The organism is Bradyrhizobium oropedii, from assembly GCF_020889685.1.
GTDB lineage: Bacteria > Pseudomonadota > Alphaproteobacteria > Rhizobiales > Xanthobacteraceae > Bradyrhizobium > Bradyrhizobium oropedii.
This window is the reverse complement of sequence record NZ_JACMYO010000087.1, coordinates 20,093-33,979: the sequence shown is the minus strand read 5'-3', so window position 1 is coordinate 33,979 and position 13,887 is coordinate 20,093. Positions and strand designations below refer to the sequence as shown.

General features: G+C 62.1%; 16 protein-coding genes and 1 tRNA gene. 5 read left to right on the top strand and 12 right to left on the bottom strand.

Annotated features, from left to right (window positions below; genetic code table 11):
* Nucleotides 1–362: 362 nt before the first annotated feature.
* Both H8A95_RS23575 and H8A95_RS23570 read left to right on the top strand, forming a co-directional pair.
* Entirely contained in the window at nucleotides 363–635 is a 273-nt protein-coding gene (locus H8A95_RS23575; RefSeq protein WP_212314068.1) for a PsiF family protein, read from the top strand.
* Between the two features lie 134 nt (nucleotides 636–769).
* On the top strand, nucleotides 770–1,855 hold the full coding sequence (locus tag H8A95_RS23570) for an AbrB family transcriptional regulator (RefSeq protein ID WP_420839443.1): 1,086 nt from the start codon (nucleotides 770–772) through the stop codon (nucleotides 1,853–1,855).
* Between the two features lie 12 nt (nucleotides 1,856–1,867).
* On the opposite strand, the gene H8A95_RS23565 is transcribed toward H8A95_RS23570, so the two are convergent.
* From H8A95_RS23565 to H8A95_RS23555, 3 genes are all read right to left on the bottom strand, one after another.
* Entirely contained in the window at nucleotides 1,868–2,257 is a 390-nt protein-coding gene (locus H8A95_RS23565) for a hypothetical protein (protein ID WP_229185251.1), read from the bottom strand.
* 98 nt (nucleotides 2,258–2,355) lie between these two features.
* A complete protein-coding gene (locus tag H8A95_RS23560) occupies nucleotides 2,356–2,640 on the bottom strand; it encodes a DUF1488 family protein (protein ID WP_092123564.1) in 285 nt (94 codons plus the stop codon).
* Between the two features lie 37 nt (nucleotides 2,641–2,677).
* Nucleotides 2,678–2,974, bottom strand: coding sequence for a hypothetical protein (locus H8A95_RS23555; RefSeq protein ID WP_229185250.1), 297 nt, complete (start codon nucleotides 2,972–2,974; stop codon nucleotides 2,678–2,680).
* Between the two features lie 416 nt (nucleotides 2,975–3,390).
* Between H8A95_RS23555 and H8A95_RS43875 the strand changes: the two genes are divergently transcribed.
* The gene (locus H8A95_RS43875) at nucleotides 3,391–3,519 is read left to right on the top strand and encodes a hypothetical protein (RefSeq protein ID WP_274613304.1); all 129 of its coding nucleotides are present in this window, start codon (nucleotides 3,391–3,393) and stop codon (nucleotides 3,517–3,519) included.
* A gap of 50 nt (nucleotides 3,520–3,569) precedes the next feature.
* Here the strand turns inward: H8A95_RS43875 and H8A95_RS23550 are convergent, their stop codons facing one another.
* Nucleotides 3,570–4,142 carry a disulfide bond formation protein B gene (locus H8A95_RS23550; protein ID WP_229185249.1) on the bottom strand — a complete coding sequence of 191 codons (573 nt, stop codon included), beginning with the start codon at nucleotides 4,140–4,142 and terminating at the stop codon, nucleotides 3,570–3,572.
* Between the two features lie 158 nt (nucleotides 4,143–4,300).
* On the opposite strand from H8A95_RS23550, the gene H8A95_RS23545 reads away from it, so the two are divergent.
* Together H8A95_RS23545 and H8A95_RS23540 are read left to right on the top strand one after the other, a co-directional pair.
* Nucleotides 4,301–4,385, top strand: a tRNA-Leu gene (locus tag H8A95_RS23545).
* A gap of 90 nt (nucleotides 4,386–4,475) precedes the next feature.
* Nucleotides 4,476–5,978, top strand: coding sequence for a tyrosine-type recombinase/integrase (locus H8A95_RS23540; protein WP_229185248.1), 1,503 nt, complete (start codon nucleotides 4,476–4,478; stop codon nucleotides 5,976–5,978).
* A gap of 724 nt (nucleotides 5,979–6,702) precedes the next feature.
* Here the strand turns inward: H8A95_RS23540 and H8A95_RS23535 are convergent.
* The 8 genes from H8A95_RS23535 to H8A95_RS23500 form a co-directional block, all read right to left on the bottom strand.
* On the bottom strand, nucleotides 6,703–8,052 hold the full coding sequence (locus tag H8A95_RS23535) for an MFS transporter (protein ID WP_229185247.1): 1,350 nt from the start codon (nucleotides 8,050–8,052) through the stop codon (nucleotides 6,703–6,705).
* 111 nt (nucleotides 8,053–8,163) lie between these two features.
* The gene (locus H8A95_RS23530) at nucleotides 8,164–9,216 is read right to left on the bottom strand and encodes a 2,5-dihydroxypyridine 5,6-dioxygenase NicX family protein (protein WP_229185246.1); all 1,053 of its coding nucleotides are present in this window, start codon (nucleotides 9,214–9,216) and stop codon (nucleotides 8,164–8,166) included.
* 58 nt (nucleotides 9,217–9,274) lie between these two features.
* Nucleotides 9,275–10,087, bottom strand: a complete 813-nt coding sequence (locus H8A95_RS23525) for an alpha/beta fold hydrolase (protein ID WP_229185245.1) — start codon at nucleotides 10,085–10,087, stop codon at nucleotides 9,275–9,277.
* Complete coding sequence (locus tag H8A95_RS23520) at nucleotides 10,084–10,800, bottom strand: isochorismatase family protein (RefSeq protein ID WP_229185244.1); 717 nt, start codon at nucleotides 10,798–10,800, stop codon at nucleotides 10,084–10,086. Before H8A95_RS23520 ends, H8A95_RS23525 begins: the two co-directional genes overlap by 4 nt.
* A 31-nt stretch (nucleotides 10,801–10,831) precedes the next feature.
* Entirely contained in the window at nucleotides 10,832–12,043 is a 1,212-nt protein-coding gene (locus H8A95_RS23515; protein ID WP_229185243.1) for an FAD-dependent monooxygenase, read from the bottom strand.
* Nucleotides 12,044–12,081: 38 nt separating this feature from the next.
* Entirely contained in the window at nucleotides 12,082–12,561 is a 480-nt protein-coding gene (locus tag H8A95_RS23510) for a (2Fe-2S)-binding protein (RefSeq protein ID WP_229185242.1), read from the bottom strand.
* Nucleotides 12,558–13,433, bottom strand: a complete 876-nt coding sequence (locus H8A95_RS23505; protein WP_229185241.1) for an FAD binding domain-containing protein — start codon at nucleotides 13,431–13,433, stop codon at nucleotides 12,558–12,560. Before H8A95_RS23505 ends, H8A95_RS23510 begins: the two co-directional genes overlap by 4 nt.
* A 2-nt stretch (nucleotides 13,434–13,435) precedes the next feature.
* On the bottom strand, nucleotides 13,436–13,885 hold the full coding sequence (locus H8A95_RS23500; protein ID WP_229185240.1) for an SRPBCC family protein: 450 nt from the start codon (nucleotides 13,883–13,885) through the stop codon (nucleotides 13,436–13,438).
* Between the last annotated feature and the right edge of the window lie 2 nt (nucleotides 13,886–13,887).

Sequence of the window (13,887 nt, the reverse complement as noted above, 5' to 3'; positions counted from 1 at the left end):
TTCCACTTCTGGCCGCTGAGGGTGCCTGCCGTCTTGGCCGCCTGGTACTTGGCGCTGCATTCCTGCGCGGTCAGGGCCTGCGCCGGCGCGCTCGCCGCAAAGGCTGCAAAGCCCGACACCGCAATCACACACAACAATCTGGTCTGAATGGTCATCCCTGGTCTCCCGTCATCCCTGGTTTCCCGTGAGGTTTCCCCTGGGGGGCATTGGCATAAGACCATTATCCTAGCGCAACCCCGACTTGCGACAATGTGCGGACGCCCTTGGCCGTTAAAATATTGTGGCGGCGGGACCACCGCATATTCATCCGCGGTTCATCATCGCCGCGCAACGTTTCGGCTCCTTCCCTCACGAGGTGCCCCATGAAGAAGATTTCTGCGCTCGCGACCGCAACCGCCCTTGCCTCCCTGCTGCTGATGGGCGGAGCTTTCGCGCAAACCGCCGCCCCCGCCGCCAAGGAGGCCGCTCCGAAGGCCGACGGCAAGATGGCCAAGGAAGCCAAGCCGCGCACCGCCGAGTCGCTGGAATGCTCGAAGGAGGCCGACGCCAAGGGCCTGCACGGCAAGGAGCGCAAGAAATTCCGCTCCGAGTGCAAGAAGGCGGGCGGCGCTGCCGCCGCGCCGGCCGCGAAGTAACGCGTCGACGTATCTGACATCCTTCACCCTCCCCGCCGGGGAGGGTGAAAACCTGTGCGCTGGGCGAGCCGGGGCGCAATGCTGCAATCGCGAGACGCATTTGTCCCGAGATTGCGAATTTGCCATAAGGCGGCGTGACCCTGATCCGCGCTTCGATGGCGTCAGCCATTCCCGACCGCAGCAAAGTTCTGAACGGGCTCGAGACACTCGTCATCGGCGCCGCCGGCGGCTTGCTGTTTTTATGGGCGGGATTGCCGGGCGGGCTGATCTCGGGTGCGATGTGCGCGGTCGCGATCGCAGCACTGGCCGGACGGCCGCTCGCGGTGCCGCCGGTGCTGACGCAATCGGTGCTGCTGCTGCTCGGCATCTCGCTGGGCTCGCTGATGTCGCAGCAATTGCTGCAGCACATGAGTTCCTATCCGCTCACCATCGCCCTGCTGGCGCTGGCGACGTTCTGCTCGACCTTCGGCTCGAGCGTCTATCTGCAGCGCATCCATGGCTGGGACCAGACCTCGGCCTTCCTCGCCGGCAGCCCCGGCGCGCTCTCGCAGATCACGATCCTCGCCGCGGAAAAGGGCGCTGACGTCGCGGCGATCGCCGTGGTGCAGACCATGCGCGTCATCATCCTGACCGCGGCCCTGCCGCTGGTGCTGGCGCTAACCGGCGTGACGCACGCGGCGCCGCCGCCATTGCCGACGACGGTGGCCTCGCCGTTCGGCCTTGTCGCCCTGGTCGCCGGGTCGATCGGCGTCTCGCTGCTGCTGCGCTGGATCAAATTCCCTGCAAGCTGGATGTTCGGCGCGATGCTCGCCTCCAGCCTGCTGCACGGCTCAGGCCTGGTCGATGGCGGCCTGCCGCCCTGGCTCCGCAATGTCGCGCTGGTCGGCATCGGCGCGCTGATCGGCACCCGCTTCGCGCGAATGAAGACCTCGACCCTGCTCAGCCACGTCAACGCCGGGCTCGGCTCGTTTGCGATCGCGATCCTGATCTCTGCCGTGTTCGTCGCGGTGATCGGCTTCACCACCCATGTGCGGCTTGCCGACGTCGTGGTCGCCTTCGCGCCCGGCGCGATGGACGCCATGCTGGCGCTGGCGCTGACGCTGCACATCGACCCGATCTTCGTCGGCGCGCATCATCTGTCGCGCTTTTTGTTCGTCACCATCTCGACGCCGGGCATCATCCACCTGTTCGGGCGGCCGCAGGACGACGTCGACGATTAGGCGATCAGATCACTATCCGACTCGCACTTCGGACGCTGACTGATCCGGCCGATCGCGAAACGATCGCGCCAACGCTGTCAGTTCGCCGGGATCAAACCATAGCTCCTCGTCCCGGTCCGATTGCAGTTTCGCGACAGCTGCGGCGTGCCACAACGGCCCGGTGATCCGGGCATAGACCGAACCGGGCTGTGCTTCGTTCCATTCCTCGAGGCGCTCCCTGGCGACTGCGCGCCAAAGCGCGGTCAGCCGGCTGCTTGCACCATGGATCTCGGAGATCGTATATCTCGGGCGCTGCTCGCTCATCAGAGTGGCGACGAGATTGCGTCGGCTCTTGAGGCGCAACAACGTCTCATTGGCCAACAGCAGCAACTCGACGGGGACGCGGTGCACAGTGATCAGCATGGGCTCGTCTGTCGCGCATGATCGGAACGGTGACGGCGGGATAGCCTCCACCTTGTAACACCTGACACGCGCGTCAGGGCCTTCGCACAGGGAATTCTCTACCTTGGCTTCCGGAAATCGATGCTGCGCAGGATGATCCGGGGCGGCGCCCCCTCGAACTCCTTCGCTTGGTACTTGCCATCGGCGCAGGCCTCGATGCGCTCGCGCAGCCGCATGAACTGAGTCTCGCGGTGGCCCGCGCGCCCGAGCGCCCCGCCTTCCAATTCATCCATGGCGGACGTCGAGATCGCGCAATGGATCTCCTTCTCGTCGTCATGCATCGAAAACAGCACGACCATCCGGTCGTATTCGTAGCTGATGAAGCGACCCTGGGTAAGCGTCATGTGACCAGCTCCTTCAAAGCCGCGAAGTGGTTCTGGTTCATTGCGGCTCGGTGAGCCGGACAAAATCCTCGAGAATTGCTGTGACCAGATCGCGATGCCTTGTATCCTCCGGCGGCAGGCTAGCGGCGTACAGATTCAGAACGTAGCGCGCCTTGGCGGCGACCTCCGGCCACGACGTCGCAGGTGCCGCCAGCAGTCCGGTTTCGAGCGTGACCTGCCGCTCGCGCAGCTCCCTCGCATGGGTCTCGATTTCCGCCAGCGCACGGCGGATGTCGGTGGCCTTCTGCGCCGCCATACCGCGGTGGCGATCGAGGTCGAGCGGTTCGTCAGCCATTGGATGCGCTCAAATCGATACGCCAGCTTGCGGGCAATTCACGATCGATGCCTCTGATCCGGAATGGATGCTGGAAGGTGACGACGTCACGTCGGGAGCGCATGGTCATGGGCCAGCCTTTTGCGAAACGCCTTGCGCCGGTGCGGCCCCGGGGCCAGCATGTGCCCCTTCAGCCGCAATAGCCACCGCTTTCTCGGCCTTCCCGGCCCTGTTGCCGAGACCGGAGCGAAGGCCGCTCGCTATTGCACGGTGCGTGTCGTTGCCGCAGACCGCATTGGCGCTCGCTATTCGAGGGCGATCGGCCTACGGTCGATCACGATCACTTCAGGCAAAGCGAATCCACGTCGGCGTTCGGGGCTGCTCCGCAGGCAGGTTCTGACCGAGTCGATGATCTCGAGAAACAGAGGGAGACCGACATGTCCAAAGGCGAGCGACACGGCAACCGCGAGGTCAAGAAGCCCAAGAAGGAGAAGATCAAGGTGATCGCCGCGGCTCCCAGCCAGAAGGGCGGACAGCCGGCCTTCACGCCGGGGAAGAAGAAGTAGATCGGAAGAAAAGGTCGATTGAGTCAGGGCCTGTAAATCAGGCCGATCAATCAAACCTTGGCCGCCTTCGCCACGCCCCAACCGGCAATCGCGGCCATCAGCAGCGAGATCAGCACGTTGTAGCCGGCGAGCGAAATGCCGAGGAAGCGAAACTGCACCTCGTCGCAGCGGACCACCTTCACCTTGTCGAGCTGGTCCAGCAGTGAGCCGGCCTTGCCGAAATCCACCATCGGCCCGGTGCAATCGGTCGGTCCCGGCCAGAATCCCCATTCGACGCCGGCGTGGTAGGTGCCGAGCCCGGCATTGGCGAGCGCGGCGAGGCCGAGGATCGCAAGCCCTGTGAGCAGCACCGCTCGCGGCGCACCGCGGGCCGCCGCCAGCGCCACCACGGCGCCGAGCGGGACCGCGAGGTAATAGGCATAGCGCTGCTCGAGGCAGAGCGGACAGGGCATGATCTCCAGCACGAGCTGGAAGAACCAGGCGCCGGCCAGCGTCGCCGCCGCGATCACGGCAATCGCCAGGGCCGAGGTCAACGCAGGATTGCCGGTGGCGGGAACATCCGACGGATGGGCGGTGGCGAGCGTCACGTCGGTCCTCCTGCGAGCATTGTTCGGGAGGGGCATTGGCTGTCCTCCATGCTCAATCCGGGTCGTATCGCGCCAAAATATCGCTGTCGAGGCGCGGGACAATCACATCCGCGCGGGTTGACCGTGACGGGCTGCCCGCTATAGTCCGCCGCGCTTCGCGACCCCGGCCTTTCCCGGCCAGGACCATCGCGACTGCCCCTGTGGCGGAACTGGTAGACGCGCTCGACTCAAAATCGAGTTCCGCAAGGAGTGCTGGTTCGATTCCGGCCAGGGGCACCAACCAGGCTGTTCAAGCCCGTTCTCAAACGTCCGCAACCGTCCACACAGTGCTCGGAAACCCTTGAAAAATAGGCACTTCCGCGTACATTCTTGTCCGTCACCGTTTGTTCTTCTCCGATCCCAGCCGGCCGATATGCTGGTATTTTTGCTGGTATCCTGCTGGTATCGGAAGAACAAACGTTCACGGCGACTTTCGCTTTTCCGAATGAAGGAATTGAGCAGATGGCCGGCAAGAACGACGGGACGTGTGCCAATCCCAAGCAGATCAGGACCGACGTCGACTGCCGCGCCGCCCGACCGAAATTCGACAATGGCGCGTGGAGTCCCGCCAAGATTTCGGACGTGACCGGCGGCTGGCTCTATCTCTTCGTCACGCCGGACGTGAGCAGGCCCAGCAACGCTGCCTCAAAGCTCTGGCGGATGGACTACCGCTTCCACGGCCGCCAGAAAACCTACTCCATCGGCCCGTACGGCAACGGCAAGGATGGCACGTTCTCGCTCGCCGACGCGCGGCACGAGCGCGACAAGGCCAAAGATCTGCTCAAGGAAGGCAAAGACCCGAGCATCGAGAAGCAGCTCGACAAGCACAGGCAGGCCGCCGCCCGGCCTTTCGGGCAATGGGCCGACGAGTGGCTCGCAAAGAAGAAGGTCGAAAAGGTCAAACGCGGCAGGATCGTCGCGGTGCGCGACCCCAAGACCATCGAGGTGCTTGAACTGCGCGTTGGCTACGTCAAGAATCGCTTCGGCAAGTTGTCGAGGCAGGACATCAAGCGTCCGGACGTGCTCGCTTTCATGCGTTCATACGAAGCCGAGGGAAAGCTGGAAACCCGGGACCGCGTGCGCAGCATCTGTGAGCAGATCTGCGACTATGCCGATGTTGAAGGCGACGGTTACAATCCATTCCGAAACCTGAATGGGCAGATGATTGCCAACATTTCGACCCCGCGTCCTGGCGTCACCGAACCGCGCGACGTGACGCGCGTCTTCAAACTCACCAGCGCACCTTGGACGAGAGCGAGGTTTGGTGACGTTGTGGGCCTTGCCTTGCGCTTCGACGCGCTGACCATTCCCCGCCCCGGCATGGTCAATGAAATGGAGTGGAACGAGGTTGATTGGGATGCCAAACGCTGGACTGTTCCAGCCGCCAAAATGAAGACCGGCTGGGACCATGTCGTGCCTCTGTCACGGCAGGCACTCGCGATCCTACGCAGCGTTCAGAAGCTGACCGGCCATCGCCGGTACGCGTTTTCCTGCTCGAAGGACGCGCCGCTATCAAACAACACGCTCAACAAGCGCTTGCGGCTGCTTGGTATTGACACCAAGACTGATCATTGTGCCCACGGCTTCCGGACCACCTTCTCGACCCTGTCTCACCACGAAGAAATCAAGGACGCCAAGGCATGGGATGGCGACGTCGTCGAGCTGCAGCTCGCCCATCTCGATAACTCGACTGTGGAAGGTCTCTACAAGAAGCACGGACCGCTCGCGCTGATCGGGTCGCGCACGAAACTGATGCAGCATTGGGCTGATCGGATCGACCACTGGCTAGATCTCAAGAAGGTGATGCCGATCAAGCGCGGCTCGCAAGCCTAAGTCACCGTCTTCAGGCGTGGTTGATCCTGCCCGGTTCGATCGCTGGCAAGCTCATGTGATAGTCGTCGACGCACTGCGGTCCGAACGTTGAGCTGAGCGCGCCCAAATATCGGTGGGAGCGTTGGTGCCCAGGGAGGGAATCAAACGCAACCACCGACACGAAGAACCGCTGTTTGTCCTTCGTATGGTGGCGTGAGCGCTTGGCAAGGCGGGGGAGCTTCGGTGCATCGCAAAATCCGCAGTGGCGGGAGCCTGCTTTGCTATTAGCAGCCTAATTCACTGGGAAGGACCTTATGGCCACCGGAACCCGCTGCCTGTTCGACCCCCTAGTAGGTTCAAATCCTGGAGCCCAACCACCGATACCGACATTCGATTCAAGTTGCGATCTGACTGTGGGATAGCCCTATTGATCTTTCTTGATGTAACCGGCCTCTGCGGTCGCGTTCTGTGTACGGCCGTTTCATCCCACTTCGTTGCGGCGTCCTGGGCGCGAACGAGAGTGGCCAAAATCTGGGGCAGCTTGAAGCAACCCCTCCTGAAATCGATCGACCGGCAAATTACGAGTCAGCCCTGGCCTGAGAAAACTCAGTGACTTATTGATCTCGATTAGACGTCATTTGTCCCTATCGACGGCCCGGCAGCGGATTCCAACTTGCGTGCCGGGCCGGCGAGATGAGCGCGCCAAGCTCTCATCTCGCCGGTTGCTCGTCATTTCACGAGTGCATCATACGCTCGAGACCGGAGCAGCCTTCATCGCCGGCTCCGAGTCCGCATCGGCCTTGAAGCCCTTCGCGGACAAATCCCGACCGAGCGTCTCAGGAAGCAGAAGAGAGGCAAGAACGAAGACAGCTGCAGCGGGAAGGGCCACGGCAACCATGCCGTTTAGCAGGCTTCCGCCGAAATGAGCGGCCGCAAGGGGCACAATAACCGGCGCGATACTGCCAAGGCCGCGACCGCCCATATAGAATGTAGACACCGCCGTCGCACGCAGATTGACCGGATAGAGCTCCGAGATCCAGACGCCCGTCACGCCGAGCGCAACGTTGCCAATCCCGAATCCGATATAGAGCCAGAACATCGGCCACTCGGCTTTCGAGCCGGCGTAGAGCTGACCTCCCCACACTGCCATCCCAACCAGGGATCCGATCCAGAACAGTGCCGGCACGAGAGCACCGAACCGGCGGCCGGCCCTGTCGTTGAAAAAGCCGTTGGCGAGATAGCAGATGCCGCTGACCACGGAAAGAAGAACGGCCGTGGCGCGAACCACGTCGCCCGGCGTGTGCATGTCCCGGAGCAACAGCGTCGGAATGAAGGAGACGACACTGTAGTAGCAAAGCATGTAGCTCATCAGCCACACGCAGGCAGTGACGGTCTGGCGCGCCAGCCCGTTGCGGAACAGATCGGCCAGGGGAAGAGTGCGGGCCGCCTCTGCAACCTGACCGGCCTTGCGTTGGGCCTCGTACTCCAGCCAGATTTTCGATTCAGGCATGAAGAAGCGGATGAAAATGATCAGCAGGATTGGCACTCCGCCGCTCAGCAGGCCGATGCGCCAGCTCCACTCGTCGCTGAACGTCGCGATAAGCCAGATGCCGACGATCGACGCCGTGGACGATGCGATTACGGCGCAGCCCTGCAGCGCAGCCGCGCCCAGGCCGCGGCTGCCTTTCTTCCAGGCCTCGTTGAAAAGCACCATGCCAACGCCGTACTCGCCGCCAAGACCGATGCCGGTGATGAACCGCAGCACCGCAAGCGACCAGTAATTCCATGCGAACGCGGAAATAATCGCCGCTACCGAGAACAGCGCGATCGTGAGCTGAAGCGAGGTCTTTCGGCCAAGGCGATCACCGATGACGCCGAACAGGGCCCCGCCGATCGCCGACCCGAAGAGTGTCAGGGCTTGCAAAGAGCCGATCTCGGTCAACGATAGCGACATTGAGCGCTGGATCGCGGGCAGGAGAAACGGAAAGATCAGGACATCGTAGAAGTCGAGAATGTATCCCAGCATCGCCGAGATCATGATCGAATAGCGTTGTCTGGCCGTGTAATCTTCCGCGCCTGAGACGGTTTTAGACATGCAATGCGTTTCCCGTTGAAAGAGCTGAACAGTGGATGATCGTCGCCGAAGCGCTTTCCGCGTCATTGGGAGCCGCAATTGCGGCTCCGGGTCCCGGTTCGATGGCGAGGCCTAGCGGCCGGGCGCCCTCAACTCCGGGTAGGCAAACTCGCCCTTGTCGAGGATGTGAATATCGTCAAGCCAGAGACTGCAGTCGCGAAGCGGGATATCGAGATGACACGGCGTGTCGTTCGTGCCGCCAAGCTCGGTATTCGGTCCCGTCGAGAACAGAACGTTTCCATAAAAGGAAAGCGCATTCATGATGTGCTCCGACGCGAGCTGCTGAGATGCAGCTATATGGTGCCAGTCGGCGCGCTCATTCGATCCCCACCCGATATGCGAGATTGCCCAACCTCGCGGATCGCCGAAACTGTCGATATAGTTCCTGATGAGCGTCGCGTCGGTGCCCTCGCCCTCGAGGTCGACGATGTAGCCGTCCTTGATGGTGAGCGTGACCGGAGACTGGATGTAGCGCTTGAATGCGCAGAGAATGTCGCCCGGCATCAGAACGACAGTGCCGTTGACGTCCCCATCCGTGGCTTGCGTGAAAGCAAATCCTGACGGGAAATGATCCCAGCGGCCCGGCTCATCGGTGTATCCGTACTCGGAAATGACCGGATACTGCTTTAGGCCATAGGTCACATCCGTTCCGCCCGGCGACGTGATGCGCATGGTTCTGGCTGACTGCAGGAGCGTTCGTGAGAGCTCGGTTCGCCGGCGGAGATCCTCAGTCGGGAACATCTTTCTGAGAATGTGGAACGGCTCCATTACGCGCAGAATGCGGGTGCCTGCCTCCTGAATTTCGAGCTGCTCACGCGAGAACAGCAGGCCCAGAAGATCAATCACCATATCCACGCGCTTGAGCGTGTCGATCGCCGGCTGGTTGCCGCTCAGCGCGTGTCTGCCCTGCTGGCCCGCAACCTTGCTCTGGCCGTACTTTGGAACATTGAGGTGGAAGGTTGTCGCGCCAAGGCTCCGCGCGGCCAGCATGAACGTCTGGGCATATTCCGACTGATCCTCGCCGCCGCTCAGGACAACTACGATCTCGCCTTCCCTCACCTTGCAAAGTGCAAGTTCGGCCTTGAAGAGTTCGAGCATTTCAACATCGATGCGTTGCCGGGTCATCTTCAGTCATCTCCTTCCAGGCATGTATTCGCAGCGCTCCGACCGGTCTTTCGAGTGATCAGGCGAGGACGTCGCTGACGATCGAAAGGAAACCTTCCGTGTCGTCGATGTGCATTTGGTGACCTGCGCTCTCCAGTCGCTTGATCTCGATGGACGGCAATAATCTTTGAATCTCTCTTTCATCTTCGGGACGGATGACGTCGCCTTTGCCCGCAACGAGCAGCCGGGTGCGGACGCGGAGGTTGGCGAGATCATTGTGAATGTCATCGTGATGAAAGCCCTTGTGACTTTCGATCAGGGCGCGCTCATCGCAGGTGTGCATCCACTCGGCCCGGGCACGAATGTGCTTTTCGGGCCAGCGCGGCGCGGACGGGCTCCGCAGCGCCGCGTCCGCCTCTCCAAGGCTTGCGCTATGAAGCAGCTTGAGAAGTGGCCCGATCGGACTTGGGTAGGCGCGACGTCCGGGGCCGGAGACCGGTGGATCGACCAGGATCAACTGTCTTATGGACGATGGACGCCAGCGCGCGGCACGAATTCCGATCCGGGCCCCCATGGAGTGGCCGAGCAGGGTATACGCGCCTATTTCCAGCGCCTCGGCGAACGAGACCAGATCGGAGGCGCAGGCATCCAGCGAATAATTGAGGTGCGGTCCGCTTTCGGAAAGGCCGCGCCCCCGGACGTCGAGTACATAGACGTCATTTCTGATGCACAAACGTTCCGCGATGAACGCCCATTGTGCCGCGGCCGTCGAGATGCCCGGGACGATGATGATGGCAGGACCGGATCCGCCGAAGCGCAGGTAATGCTGGCGGATGCCGTTTGCGCGCACATGAGCGCCGTAGAGCAGACCGGAGACCTGGGCGACACTCATGTCGGGCGATCCTGCGTACGATCGGCCGGCAGCGAATGAAGCCGCTGGATGGCTTCCGAGGTGGGCATTACATCTGCGTACTTGCTGGCTATATCGAACAGGTTGACGGCGTGCGAAGTCGGCGAACGATCGTAGACGGCATCGCTCGGCACGATTGATTTGAAATTCAGCGCGCAGGCATCGACGACCGATGCCCGGACGCAGCCGCTGGTCGTGCAGCCGGTCACCACCAGTGAATCGATCCCGGCCCCGACGAGATACGTCGTGAGCGGGGTGCCGAAGAATGCGCTTGCCTGCGTCTTTGGCAGCAGCAGTTCTCCCGGCTCTGGAACCACCTCGCGAACAAAGTCGTAACCCTCGCGCGGAATCTGCATGATGCCCGGAATTTTTGCCGCGAATGCCCCCTGGTCATGGCTGACCTTGCAGGCGACATGCGGAAATATCACCGGCCATCTTCTGCCGCGAAACAACCGTATCAGATCGGCAATCTGCGCTATGGCGTACCAACCAGCCTCACCGCAGCTGGTTGGATATTGCTTGATCGCCTCGCGGATCGGCATCGGCCGGTCACCGACCGAGCGGTACTGCACGTCAATCACCAGCAGCGCGGGCCGCTTGCCGAATCCAGCCGCGCCTCCCAATCCTGCGATCGCATAGGTCTCGCGCTCTTCGAGCGGTATCACCCTGTCCCAGGGCTGCTCTTTGCCGATCATCCTTGTGCACCGGTGCTCGTTGGGAGAGATGTCAATGAAGAGGAATGGCGGTCGCGTCGTACTGGTAGATCCAGTCGTAACGAGCGGCGGTCGCTTCCGGCGCCCACTGCGTCCTGATGTAGTCTCCCGCCGTTTCGGCCCTGGAGAGCGCCGGGTTGTGGAAGATCGGCAGCATCCCGGCCGCGGACTTCACAACCCTGGTTGTGCGGTCAAGGCGCAGGCTCTGATATGTCTGAAAAGCTCTCGCTGGATCGCCGGGGTGCTGCTCGAGGCATCGGGCGAGAACGGAGGCGTCCTCCAACGCCATGTTCACTCCCTGACCGAGATATGGCAGCATGGAGTGGCACGCATCTCCAAGAAGCGTGACCCGTCCTTGCGACCAACCGGCCAGCGTGGGCCGCACGAACAGGCCCCACTTGTGAAGGCTTTCGACGTTGCTGACGAGCGCGATGATGTCGGGATGCCAGCCCACGAAGTCCTTCAGGCACTCCTCGACAGATCCTTTCTCCGACCAGGATTCCAGAAGCCAGTCGTTGCGATCGACCTGCCCCGAGAACGTCATCAATTCCGTGTTCTGCCAGCGGACCGGATATGCCGTGACATGCGCGGTCGGCCCGATCCATGTCGACACCACGGGCTCGCGCTGATGCGGCTCGAGCCGGTCGACCGGCACAAGACCACGCCAGGCGATGGCGTTGGTGTACTGGCTTTCGATCTGGCCGATCAGCCCGGTTCGGACCTTCGAATGCGAACCGTCGGCGCCGATCAGCGCCCGACCTTCGATCTCGCGGCCGTCCGCGAGCCGAGCCCGAATCCCGTCCCGGCTCTGGCTGAATCCCACAACATGGGCGTTCAGATGGATGGCGTCCGCCTTCAATCGCCGTACGCCGTCGACAAAGATCTTCAACAGGTGCGCGCGCAACAGAAGGTAGGGTTGGTTGCGGGCTGCGTCGGTGCTCCGGTCATACAGGGACCACGTTTCACCGGTGTTCCAGAGCCGGATGGAACGTCGCTCGGCCGCGATGCAATTCTGTTCGACTTGCTCGGCGAGGCCGAGATCGCGAAGTACGCGCACACCGTTCATGGACACCCAAAGGCCGGCGCCAACTTCACGCAACTCGGACGCCTGCTCGAAAACGTCGCAATCGATGCCGCGTCGGAGCAGCGATAACGCCATCGCCAAACCGCCGATGCCGGCGCCCGCGATCAAGACGCTCGTTCTTTTGACCTGATCAATACTCATGATACCTCCAGAAAGTAGCTGCGCCGTCTCGCGCGGTTTCAAGCGGCATCCTGCCGACCCGCAAGGCTCTTCACGGCTTCGAAAATCTTGGTGTAACCGGTGCAGCGGCAAAGATTGCCGTCGAGATAGTGCCGGATTTCCGCGTCTGTCGGATGTGGCGTGGTCTTCAAGAGCGCCGTGACCGCCATGATGAACCCGGGCGTGCAGAAGCCGCACTGCAGGCCGCCATGAAGCACGAACGCCTCCTGGATCGGGGATAATCCGTCCGACGGCGTGACGCCCTCGATTGTGGTGACCTCGCGCCGGTCCACATCGACCGCGAGCGTTGTGCAGCTCGAGATCGGCTCGCCGTCGAGAAGGACCGTGCAAGCGCCGCAAACTTCCATGTCGCAGGAACGTTTCGTTCCCTTCGGGCCCAAACGATCTCGGATGAGGTCGATCAAGAGCATATGGGCCGGCACGTCGACGGCGATCGTCTTGCCGTTCAACGAGAAGGAGATCGCCAATACCTGTGTCATTTCAGCCAGCTCCCGCCGGCGATGACAGCCTCATCGGCATTACGCAGCAGAAGCACGCCTGCAAGGTGACGCTTGTAATCGGCTCCGCCATGCCGATCGGCGTTGACTTCGAGCTGATCCAACGCTGCGGGAAGAGCAGTCTCAATCGCCTGACGGGCCCCTGTTACCGCTACATTTCGGAGGGCAACCTCGACGACCGGCAAAGGCTGTGGCCGCGAACCAAGCGCGCCGACCCGCACGCGGGCGCTCCTGATCGTGCTCCCGTCGGCGTTCAGCGACCAGGCCATCGCGACGTTCACGGAAGGCCTCTCACCATGCTTGAACCGGCGATAGGCTACGGGTCCCGCTGGCTGCGGGAACACGATCACTCTCAGCAGCTCGTCCGGTTCGCGCACCGTTTCCATTTCACTTCGGATGAAATCATCGGCGTGAACTTCACGCGTGCCCCGGGATCCCTCGAGCACCAGCCGTGCGTTGAGGGCGGCGAGCATCGTCGGCGGATCGGCGTGAGGCTCTCCGAAGCAGAGATTGCCGCCGATTGTTCCGACGTTCCGGACCCTGATGTTTGCCACCTCGGCGCAGAGCGATGCGAGCGCCGGCACGTGCTCGCGGATAACGGGATCGCCGCTGATCTTCCTGTGCGTGCAGCGCGCGCCGATCTCGATCTCGTTCATGCCGTTGACGGCAATGCAATCGAGCCCAGGGATACCCTTGATGTCGATGAGGCGGTCTGCACGGATGACGCGCATTTTCAGCGCGAGCAGCAATTCGGTCCCGCCTGCGTAGAACATGCCGTCGCTGGAATCGCCGACGGCACGCACGGCATCGGCAATCGTCGAAGGCCGCTCGAATTGGAAGGGTGACGGCAGCATGATCAGGCCGCACCCAGCATTTCTTTGAGCCGCCTTTCGAACTCTTCGAAGTTCTGATCGACCCGGCGTTTGATGATGCCGAACCCCATGCTCGCGAGCCGGCCCTGCACGTCGACTTTCGCGTCTACGGCAAATGTGGACCCAGAACCGGCCTGCGTGACGGTCACGTCGAGGACAACGGCCAGCCGCGTTCCTGTGATCTTGTCGCGGCCGGTAGCGCGGGTGCGCACGTGAGACGGCTCGGTGATCGATTCAACGATGATGTCAGCCGGCACTTCGAGCTTGAAAGGACCGATCTTCTGCTTGACGGTTGCTTTGTACGCCGCAAGCCGCTGGATTTCCTCAACGCTTTCGCACCCGGGAATGCAGCTCGATATGCGTGGAACGTCGAGCAGCGTGCTCCAAAGCTGCGCCGGGGTCGCCGGCACCGCCATTGACATGTTGAATTCCATGT

Coding starts and splice junctions, on each gene's coding strand:
- H8A95_RS23525 (WP_229185245.1), bottom strand. CDS start 10,087: ATGAGTGTCGCCCAGGTCTCCGGTCTGCTCTACGGCGCTCATGTGCGC.
- H8A95_RS23535 (WP_229185247.1), bottom strand. CDS start 8,052: ATGTCTAAAACCGTCTCAGGCGCGGAAGATTACACGGCCAGACAACGC.
- H8A95_RS23575 (WP_212314068.1), top strand. CDS start 363: ATGAAGAAGATTTCTGCGCTCGCGACCGCAACCGCCCTTGCCTCCCTG.
- H8A95_RS23565 (WP_229185251.1), bottom strand. CDS start 2,257: ATGCTGATCACTGTGCACCGCGTCCCCGTCGAGTTGCTGCTGTTGGCC.
- H8A95_RS23515 (WP_229185243.1), bottom strand. CDS start 12,043: ATGAGTATTGATCAGGTCAAAAGAACGAGCGTCTTGATCGCGGGCGCC.
- H8A95_RS23505 (WP_229185241.1), bottom strand. CDS start 13,433: ATGCTGCCGTCACCCTTCCAATTCGAGCGGCCTTCGACGATTGCCGAT.
- H8A95_RS23520 (WP_229185244.1), bottom strand. CDS start 10,800: ATGATCGGCAAAGAGCAGCCCTGGGACAGGGTGATACCGCTCGAAGAG.
- H8A95_RS23500 (WP_229185240.1), bottom strand. CDS start 13,885: ATGGAATTCAACATGTCAATGGCGGTGCCGGCGACCCCGGCGCAGCTT.
- H8A95_RS43875 (WP_274613304.1), top strand. CDS start 3,391: ATGTCCAAAGGCGAGCGACACGGCAACCGCGAGGTCAAGAAGCCCAAG.
- H8A95_RS23550 (WP_229185249.1), bottom strand. CDS start 4,142: ATGCCCCTCCCGAACAATGCTCGCAGGAGGACCGACGTGACGCTCGCC.
- H8A95_RS23555 (WP_229185250.1), bottom strand. CDS start 2,974: ATGGCTGACGAACCGCTCGACCTCGATCGCCACCGCGGTATGGCGGCG.
- H8A95_RS23560 (WP_092123564.1), bottom strand. CDS start 2,640: ATGACGCTTACCCAGGGTCGCTTCATCAGCTACGAATACGACCGGATG.
- H8A95_RS23530 (WP_229185246.1), bottom strand. CDS start 9,216: ATGACCCGGCAACGCATCGATGTTGAAATGCTCGAACTCTTCAAGGCC.
- H8A95_RS23510 (WP_229185242.1), bottom strand. CDS start 12,561: ATGACACAGGTATTGGCGATCTCCTTCTCGTTGAACGGCAAGACGATC.